This window comes from Vibrio sp. 970, assembly GCF_033339075.1.
The window spans coordinates 1-776 of record NZ_JAWOTW010000222.1 but is presented as its reverse complement, the minus strand read 5'-3'; the positions used below and the strand labels follow the sequence as shown (position 1 = coordinate 776).

Annotated in this window: 1 protein-coding gene; it reads right to left on the bottom strand. The window is 47.3% G+C overall.

Going from position 1 to position 776, the window contains the following annotated elements; all coding sequences use genetic code 11:
* On the bottom strand, positions 1–776 hold a 776-nt coding region (gene ubiA / locus R7Q11_RS25815), incomplete at both ends, for a 4-hydroxybenzoate octaprenyltransferase (protein ID WP_225466957.1).

The following is a 776-nucleotide window of genomic DNA, read 5'->3' as shown; positions in this document are numbered from 1 at the left end:
CTATCGCTATCACCATGCCAACGTAGTTGTTGTTAAGGAAAGCTCTGAAACACAAATCGCGCTCGCGGTGGCGGATCAAATGCTGCTGATAAACAAACAATGATGCGGCAATCAGCACCGTCCAGTAGTAACTTTGGCCTAATTGATAAAACTGCCCTAGCCCCACCAACATCGCCAACGTCACTAACTGTAACACTCCAATAATTAACTTGTCGTGGCGACCGAACAGAATCGCTGTCGATTTGATACCGATTTTTAAATCGTCATCGCGATCCACCATTGCATACTGAGTGTCGTAGGCAATCGTCCACAATGCATTAATCACAAACACAAACCAAACCATCACTGGTAGCTCACCGGTTTGTGCCGCCCACGCCATAGGAATCGCCCAGCTAAACGCTAATCCCAAAAACAGCTGCGGGATATGCGTGTAACGCTTCATAAAAGGGTAGATAAAGGCTAAGACAAGGCCCGCAAAAGAGAGCTGAATCGTTAAGGGGTTCATGGTCAACACAAGTAAGAATGAGCTCACGGCCAAAACCAAAAATAAGCCAATCGCCTCTTTCGCCGTGACCTTACCCGAAGGCAATGGACGCTGTTTAGTACGCTTCACATGACCATCGACTTTGCGGTCTGCAAAATCGTTAATGACACAGCCTGCGCTACGCATTAAAAATACACCCAGCACAAATACAATGAGCACATCCCAACTCGGTATGCCTTGGGCTGCAATGACCAGAGCCCAAACCGTTGGCCACAACAATAATAGTGAACCA